Source organism: Spongiactinospora sp. 9N601 (assembly GCF_044326295.1).
Taxonomy (GTDB): Bacteria; Actinomycetota; Actinomycetes; order Streptosporangiales; family Streptosporangiaceae; genus Spongiactinospora; species Spongiactinospora gelatinilytica.
Window position 1 is genome coordinate 152,565 of the sequence record NZ_JBIRBB010000024.1, and the last position, 6,017, is coordinate 158,581.

The following is a 6,017-nucleotide window of genomic DNA, read 5'->3' on the forward strand; positions in this document are numbered from 1 at the left end:
TCGGTGAGCGAGGTGCCGTAGCCGCATGACCAGGCGTGCCGCCGGGGGGCCGGGCCCGGCTGGAATGGGTCAGTTGTTGGCGACGAAGTCGGTGACCGGCCGGTTGAACTCGTCGGCGTGCTCGATCATCGCCCAGTGGCTGCAGCGGTTGAGCGGGACCAGGCGGCTGTCCGGGATGTTCGCCGGCAGGTACAGCGAGGTCTCGTACGAGACGACGCGGTCGTCGCGGCCGTGGATGAGGAGGGTCGGGGCCTGGATCGAGGGCAGCAGGTCTGTTCTGACCCACTTCGGGAGCGGCGCGCCCTTGGGCGGTCCCTCCAGGTAGTCGCGCAGGTGTTCAGGACGGGCCAGGGCCGCGTCAGAGCGGGCCTGGCACAGCTCGGGGGTGGCGAAGCGGGCCTTGCCATAGACCATGGTCTCGACGAGCCTGCGCATGTTCGCGGGACTCGGGTCGCGGTACGCCTGCACGAGCACCTTCAGGCCCTCCGACGGGCCGTCGCCGGGGCCGAAGAGCGTCGGCGTCCGGCCGACCGGCGGGGGCCCACGGTGACCAGGTGCGAGATGCGGCCGGGGTGCTCGGTGGCCGGCCGCAGGGAGGCCTGACCGCCCATCGAGTTGCCGACGAACGCGGGCCGCGCGATGCCGACGGCGTCCAGCAACTCGATCGCCGCCGCCACGTGGTCGAGGCGATCGACGGTCGCGGGGCCCGAGTCGCCCCACCGGGCATGTCCATGGCGTACACGTGGCAGCGCGCGACCAGCGCCTCGATGTCGCCGGCGAAGTTGCTCCACCCGGTGGGGCCCGGCCCGCTGCCGTGCAGCAGGACGAGCGGATGACCGGCGCCCGCCTCGTAGTAGCGCAGTTTCCAGTTCGCGTTCTGTACGGTGCGCGCGATGCCGGTGGCGTCGAGGGTCATCGGCCGGCCTCATCGTGGGACGCGAGCGCGGCGGCGTACAGTTCGGCGACGACCTCCAGGGGGCCGATGACCCCGGCTGTTCAGCTTGTCCAGCGTCTTCGCCTCCCAATACTCGATGCTGAAGCTGACCGACGCCATTGCGACGCTGGGCGAGGCGCTGATCGCCCGGCGCTGAGCCTCACAAGGTGCCCGGGGTGAGATCGGCCGCGATGGCGAGCGCGGCCCGGGAGAGGGCGTCCACCAGCGAAGGCAACCGGTGCGGTTCGTAGCGTCCGCTCGGCATCGACACCGACAGGCCGGCGAGGGCCTCCCCGCCGGGCGCGCGGAGCGGCACGCCGAGCGCCGTCACACCGCGCTCTGAGCGGTCCTGGTTCAGCACGAAACCGTTGCGCCGCACCAGGGCCAGTTCGGTCCGCAGCCGCGCGAGGTCAGGGCGGTCCGCGGGGCGGTCGGCGTACCGTTCGGCCGGATAGACCGCCGCAAGGTCCTCATCGGTCAGTTCGGCCAGTAGCAGCAGTCCGGCCGTGGTGCGGTGGGCCGGGAACACCATGCCCTCACGGGAGGTCACCCGGAGGCTTTGCGCGCACTCCGCGCCGGCGATGAACCGGACGGTGTCCGCCGTGCGGACCGCCAGGTGGATGGACTCGTCGAGCACGCCGGCCAGCCGGCGCATGTACGGCAGGGCCGTCGTCCGCAGCCGGGACGCGGCCGAGGGCGAGTGCGCGGCGAGCTCCAGGACCGGGCCCGCCCGGTAGCGGCGCCGATCGTCCTGGACCGCGAAGTCCCGGTACACCAGCATCGTGAGCAGCCGATGCGCGGTCGAGCGGGCCACGCCCAGCCGGTCGGCGACCTCGGAGACGGTCAGCTCGCCCTCCATCTGGAGCATCGTGGCGATCCGCAACGCATGATCAACACTGTTGATCACGTAGGTCGGCGGGTTCTTCAGCGGCTTGTCCATGGCCCTCCGATTCTGCACAGCAGAATTAGCTGTTCCGCAGAACGTGACAGTGTGACATTACCGCTATGACCACCCAAGCGACCAGGCCGGATTCCCCGGTGCGGCTCCGGGCGACCGACGCGCCGGGCCAGCCGGACGTCACCCCCGCGCTGGAAGAGCTCTACCGCGGTTTCGAGCGGGAGCTGCTGGTGCCGCTGTGGACGGAGATCGGCGACCTGATGCCGGCCCATCCGCGTTCGCGCGCCGTACCGCACCTGTGGCGCTGGGAGAGCCTGCGTGGGCTCGCCGAGCAGGCCGGAGACCTCGTCCCGGTCGGCCGTGGCGGGGAACGGCGGGCCATCGCCCTGGCCAATCCGGGTCTGGGGGGCCGTCCGTTCGCGACCCCCACGCTGTGGGCCGCCATCCAGTACCTGATGCCCGGCGAGGACGCCCCCGAGCACCGGCACACCCAGCACGCCTTCCGCTTCGTCGTCGAGGGCGAGGGGGTGTGGACGGTCGTGAACGGCGACGCTGTGCCGATGCGCCGCGGCGACTTTCTGCCGCAGGCCGGCTGGAACTGGCACGCCCACCACAACGCGACCGACCGGCCGATGGCCTGGATCGACGGCCTCGACATCCCGTTCCAGTACACCTCCGAGGCGCAGTTCTTCGAGCCGGGCCGCGACGAGATCGGCGACGCCGAGCGGATCACGCCCGAGCGCTCCCGCTCCGAGCGGCTGTGGGCCCACCCCGGGCTGCGTCCGCTGTCGGCCGGCGAACTCGCCCCCGGCACCCCGCTGCTGTCCTACAAGTGGGAGTTCACCGACCGCGCCCTGGCCGACCAGCTCGCCCTTGAGTCGGAGGGCTTCGGCGGCACCGTCGAGCCCGGCCACGCCGCCGTACGCTACACCGATCCGGCCACCGGCGGCGATGTCCTGCCCACGATCCGGGTCGAGACGCACCGCGTCGCCCGCGGCGCGGAGACCGCCCCGGTCCGCACCACGGGATCGTCGATCTACCAGGTCTTCGACGGCTCCGGCACGGTCACCGTCGGCGAGCGGACCTGGTCGGTCATCCGCGGCGACCTGTTCGTGGTGCCTTCCTGGGAGCCCTTCTCCGCCCGGTCCGAGGCCGGTTCCACCGACTCCGACTCCGGCGCGCTGGACCTGTTCCGGTTCAGCGACTCCCCGATCTTCGAGGCCCTCCGGCTCGACCGCATCCGTACCGAAGGGACCACCGGATGAAGCTCGCCACCCTCCGCGTCAACGGCTCGACCCGTGCGGTGCGGCTCGACGGTGACCGGCTGATCGACCTCGGCGCGGCCGACCTCGGCGAGGGCGCGGCCTTCGCGCCGGTCGTCCCGCGCCCCTCGAAGGTCGTCTGCGTGGGACTCAACTACAAGAACCACATTCAGGAGATGGGCCGCGATCTTCCGCGGTACCCCACCTTGTTCGCGAAGTTCGCCGGCAGCCTCATCGGCGCGACCGACGAGATCGCCCGCCCCGCCGAGACCGGAGAGTTCGACTGGGAGGTGGAGCCGGCCGCGGTGATCGGCGCGCCGGTCCGCCGGGCCAGGGGCCGCGCGGCGGAGAAGGCAATCGCCGGGTTCACCGTGCTCAACGACATCACCTGCCGGGACTGGCGGTTCCGCACCCGCGAGTGGCTCCAGGGCAAGATGTGGGACTCCTCCACACCGGTCGGGCCGTACGTCGTCACGCCGGCCGAGCCGCCCGGCGGCGTACGCCCGCGGCTTGAGGTCGCGCTCGGTGTGGACGGCGAGGTCATGCAGCGCGACAACACCGGCGATCTGCTCTTCGACCCGGTCGCGCTGGTGGAGTACGTCTCGACCGTGGTGCGGCTCGACCCCGGCGACATCATCGCCACCGGCACCCCCGGCAGTGTCGGCCACGCGCGCGACCCCAAGCGCTACCTGACCGGCGACGCGCGCGTCGTCGCCGAGATCCGGGGCGTGGGGCGGGTGGAGAACACCGTCGCGGGGGAGCGTGCCGCCTGATGCGCCGCACGTTCGAGGACGCGCTCGTCTGGAGCGCGACGGGCACCCGGCTGTTCTCCGAGGCCGTCGCCGGATGGGGCGAGGAACAGTACCGCGCCCCGTCCTCGCTCCCCGGCTGGACCCGCAAGCACCTGGTGGCGCACGTGGCGGCGAACGCCGACGCGCTGGGCAACCTGGTCCGCTGGGCCGCGACCGGCGAGGAGACCCCGATGTACTCCTCGGCCGGACAGCGTGCCGCCGAGATCACGGCCGGTTCCAGGAAGCCCGCCGCAGAACTGGCCGCCTGGCTGCGCGAGTCCGCGGACCGCCTCGCCGCCGGGACCGCGGGCCTCGGCCCCGCACAGTGGAATGCCACGGTGGTCACCGCCCAGGGCCGCACGGTCCCGGCGACCGAGATCCTGTGGCTGCGTTCGCGCGAGGTCTGCGTACACGCCGTGGACCTCGCCGCCGATGTCTCCTTCGCCGACCTTCCCATCGCCTTCCTGGCGGCCCTGGCCGACGACATCGTGGTCAGGCGCGGCGACGCTTCCGGGCCCGCGGTCGTGCTCGACGCCGCCGGCACCGGCGACCGCTGGGAACTGCCCGGCGACGGCGCCGTCACCCGGGTCACCGGCCCGCTCGCGGAGATCGTGGCCTACCTCGCCGGCCGTCCACACACCCTGACCACGGCCGGCGGCTCCCCGGCCCCGCAACTCCCGGCCTGGCTGTGATGGACGTACTGGTCGTCGGGGGCGGCATCGGCGGCCTGAGCACCGCCTTCGCACTGGCCCACGAGGGCGTACGGGTGCGCGTGCTGGAGCAGGCCCGCGAGTTCGGCGAGGTCGGCGCGGGCCTTCAGCTCGCCCCCAACTGCACCCGGATCCTGCGCGAGTAACGGCCTGCTCGACGAGGCCAGGAGCCTCGGCGTGCTGCCGAAGAGCATGGTGATGCGCGACGCCGTGGACGGCGCGGAGCCGACCCGCCTGGATCTGACCGACCTGGAACGCAGGTACGGCTTGCCCTACATGGTCATCCACCGTAGCGACCTGCACGCCATCTTCCTGCGCGCCTGCCACCGCGCGGGCGTCGATCTGGTCACCGACGCGACGGTCATCGGGCATGAGAACCTCGCGCCCGGCGCCCGGGTACGGCTGGCGGACGGCCGCACCGACCAGGCCCGGATCGCCATCGCCGCCGCCGGCGCTCACGGGTGGTCTGTTCGCGGACGCCGGCGGGCCGGGTCGGGTTGACCGCGGCCCAGCAGGCTCTTCAGCACGGCCCAGCCAAAGGCAGGAAAGACAGAAGTAGACTAGTCGTCGCAGTGATCAATGGGCTGGCGAGTCGCCACCGCCAAGCATCCATCCGGGGTGCCAGATGACGTCGGCCCTGCCTTTGGCGTCGTTTAGGGCAGGCCACGTTGTTCGTTTGACAGGAGCCTCGCTCTGTGGAGCTACGAAAGAAGGCATATGAATGTTGTCTATGAATCGCCTAGATACTTCAAAGTATGGCAGTACACCGTTAGTAAGCGGCGACTGCTTCTAAGGAGTACTCGCGATCGGCCACCGAACACCCGCATAGATGTACACTTCGGCGGAGTTTCTGCGATGCTGCTCCAGCCCTACTATGACGGGTTAATCGTTCGCTTTCCTGATCCGCAGGATGTCAAGCTGATCCTAGACCTGATTGGCAACATTCCGCCTGAATCGCACATGTACGTGCTCGGTAGCAGGCCGTTCAGCTTCATCGTGTCCGGCCTGATGCAGTGGCATGAAGATGATAAATCGAGTAGTGATCCGTCGTGGTTTGGACACATGCTCGGCACTGCTTAGCCATCACGATGGCTCATCGGCCAACCGGCCAAAGCGACAACAATGTCGGCACGCCCGCGGGCACCATGGAGGTGATCGAGCTGGTGGCCGTCATCTTGCGGGAAATATCCGAACCGCGCCGACGGCCTCGGCTGTGATCTCTTCCTCGCCGCACACCAGAGCGGTGAGATCACGCACTTCAGGGTCGTACTCGTCCTCAGGAGCCCCCATCCCTAAGTGCGTGTTTGAGAAGATCGTTTCTGGGTCAGGGGCAGAGGTAGCGGGGTTGGCGTCGTGCGGGTCCGCCCCGGGTGATGCGGCGGGCCATGCCCGCGATGGCGGCCCAGCGGATGAGCGCCTCGG

The 6,017-nt window shown here is 70.6% G+C and carries 9 protein-coding genes; 6 read left to right on the forward strand and 3 right to left on the reverse strand.

The genetic code is table 11. The features are described 5' to 3' along the window. Positions 1-69: 69 nt before the first annotated feature. The 3 genes from ACH34R_RS39745 to ACH34R_RS39755 form a co-directional block, all read right to left on the reverse strand. Entirely contained in the window at positions 70-474 is a 405-nt protein-coding gene (locus ACH34R_RS39745) for an alpha/beta fold hydrolase (protein ID WP_397566774.1), read from the reverse strand. A gap of 2 nt (positions 475-476) precedes the next feature. Continuing rightward, the gene (locus tag ACH34R_RS39750; protein WP_397566775.1) at positions 477-929 is read right to left on the reverse strand and encodes an alpha/beta fold hydrolase; all 453 of its coding nucleotides are present in this window, start codon (positions 927-929) and stop codon (positions 477-479) included. A 165-nt stretch (positions 930-1,094) separates the two neighbouring features. Next, entirely contained in the window at positions 1,095-1,874 is a 780-nt protein-coding gene (locus ACH34R_RS39755) for an IclR family transcriptional regulator (protein ID WP_397566776.1), read from the reverse strand. A gap of 65 nt (positions 1,875-1,939) precedes the next feature. On the opposite strand from ACH34R_RS39755, the gene ACH34R_RS39760 reads away from it, so the two are divergent. The 6 genes from ACH34R_RS39760 (at position 1,940) to ACH34R_RS39785 (ending at position 5,675) form a co-directional block, all read left to right on the forward strand. Then, the gene (locus tag ACH34R_RS39760; protein ID WP_397566777.1) at positions 1,940-3,097 is read left to right on the forward strand and encodes a cupin domain-containing protein; all 1,158 of its coding nucleotides are present in this window, start codon (positions 1,940-1,942) and stop codon (positions 3,095-3,097) included. Beyond that, entirely contained in the window at positions 3,094-3,867 is a 774-nt protein-coding gene (locus tag ACH34R_RS39765) for a fumarylacetoacetate hydrolase family protein (protein WP_397566778.1), read from the forward strand. The genes ACH34R_RS39760 and ACH34R_RS39765 overlap by 4 nt, the downstream gene beginning before the upstream one ends. Next, positions 3,867-4,577 (forward strand): maleylpyruvate isomerase family mycothiol-dependent enzyme, encoded by a 711-nt coding sequence (locus ACH34R_RS39770; protein ID WP_397566779.1) that lies wholly within the window; start codon positions 3,867-3,869, stop codon positions 4,575-4,577. Before ACH34R_RS39765 ends, ACH34R_RS39770 begins: the two co-directional genes overlap by 1 nt. After that, on the forward strand, positions 4,577-4,741 hold the full coding sequence (locus tag ACH34R_RS39775; protein ID WP_397566780.1) for an FAD-dependent oxidoreductase: 165 nt from the start codon (positions 4,577-4,579) through the stop codon (positions 4,739-4,741). The genes ACH34R_RS39770 and ACH34R_RS39775 overlap by 1 nt, the downstream gene beginning before the upstream one ends. A gap of 31 nt (positions 4,742-4,772) precedes the next feature. Next, complete coding sequence (locus ACH34R_RS39780) at positions 4,773-5,096, forward strand: hypothetical protein (RefSeq protein WP_397566781.1); 324 nt, start codon at positions 4,773-4,775, stop codon at positions 5,094-5,096. Between the two features lie 354 nt (positions 5,097-5,450). Beyond that, positions 5,451-5,675, forward strand: a complete 225-nt coding sequence (locus ACH34R_RS39785) for a hypothetical protein (RefSeq protein WP_397566782.1) — start codon at positions 5,451-5,453, stop codon at positions 5,673-5,675. The last annotated feature ends 342 nt before the right edge of the window (positions 5,676-6,017 follow it).

Excerpts from the sequence above, each read along its gene's own strand:
- ACH34R_RS39750 (WP_397566775.1), bottom strand. The coding sequence starts at position 929 with ATGAGGCCGGCCGATGACCCTCGACGCCACCGGCATCGCGCGCACCGT.
- ACH34R_RS39775 (WP_397566780.1), top strand. The coding sequence starts at position 4,577 with ATGGACGTACTGGTCGTCGGGGGCGGCATCGGCGGCCTGAGCACCGCC.
- ACH34R_RS39785 (WP_397566782.1), top strand. The coding sequence starts at position 5,451 with ATGCTGCTCCAGCCCTACTATGACGGGTTAATCGTTCGCTTTCCTGAT.
- ACH34R_RS39765 (WP_397566778.1), top strand. The coding sequence starts at position 3,094 with ATGAAGCTCGCCACCCTCCGCGTCAACGGCTCGACCCGTGCGGTGCGG.
- ACH34R_RS39755 (WP_397566776.1), bottom strand. The coding sequence starts at position 1,874 with ATGGACAAGCCGCTGAAGAACCCGCCGACCTACGTGATCAACAGTGTT.
- ACH34R_RS39770 (WP_397566779.1), top strand. The coding sequence starts at position 3,867 with ATGCGCCGCACGTTCGAGGACGCGCTCGTCTGGAGCGCGACGGGCACC.
- ACH34R_RS39760 (WP_397566777.1), top strand. The coding sequence starts at position 1,940 with ATGACCACCCAAGCGACCAGGCCGGATTCCCCGGTGCGGCTCCGGGCG.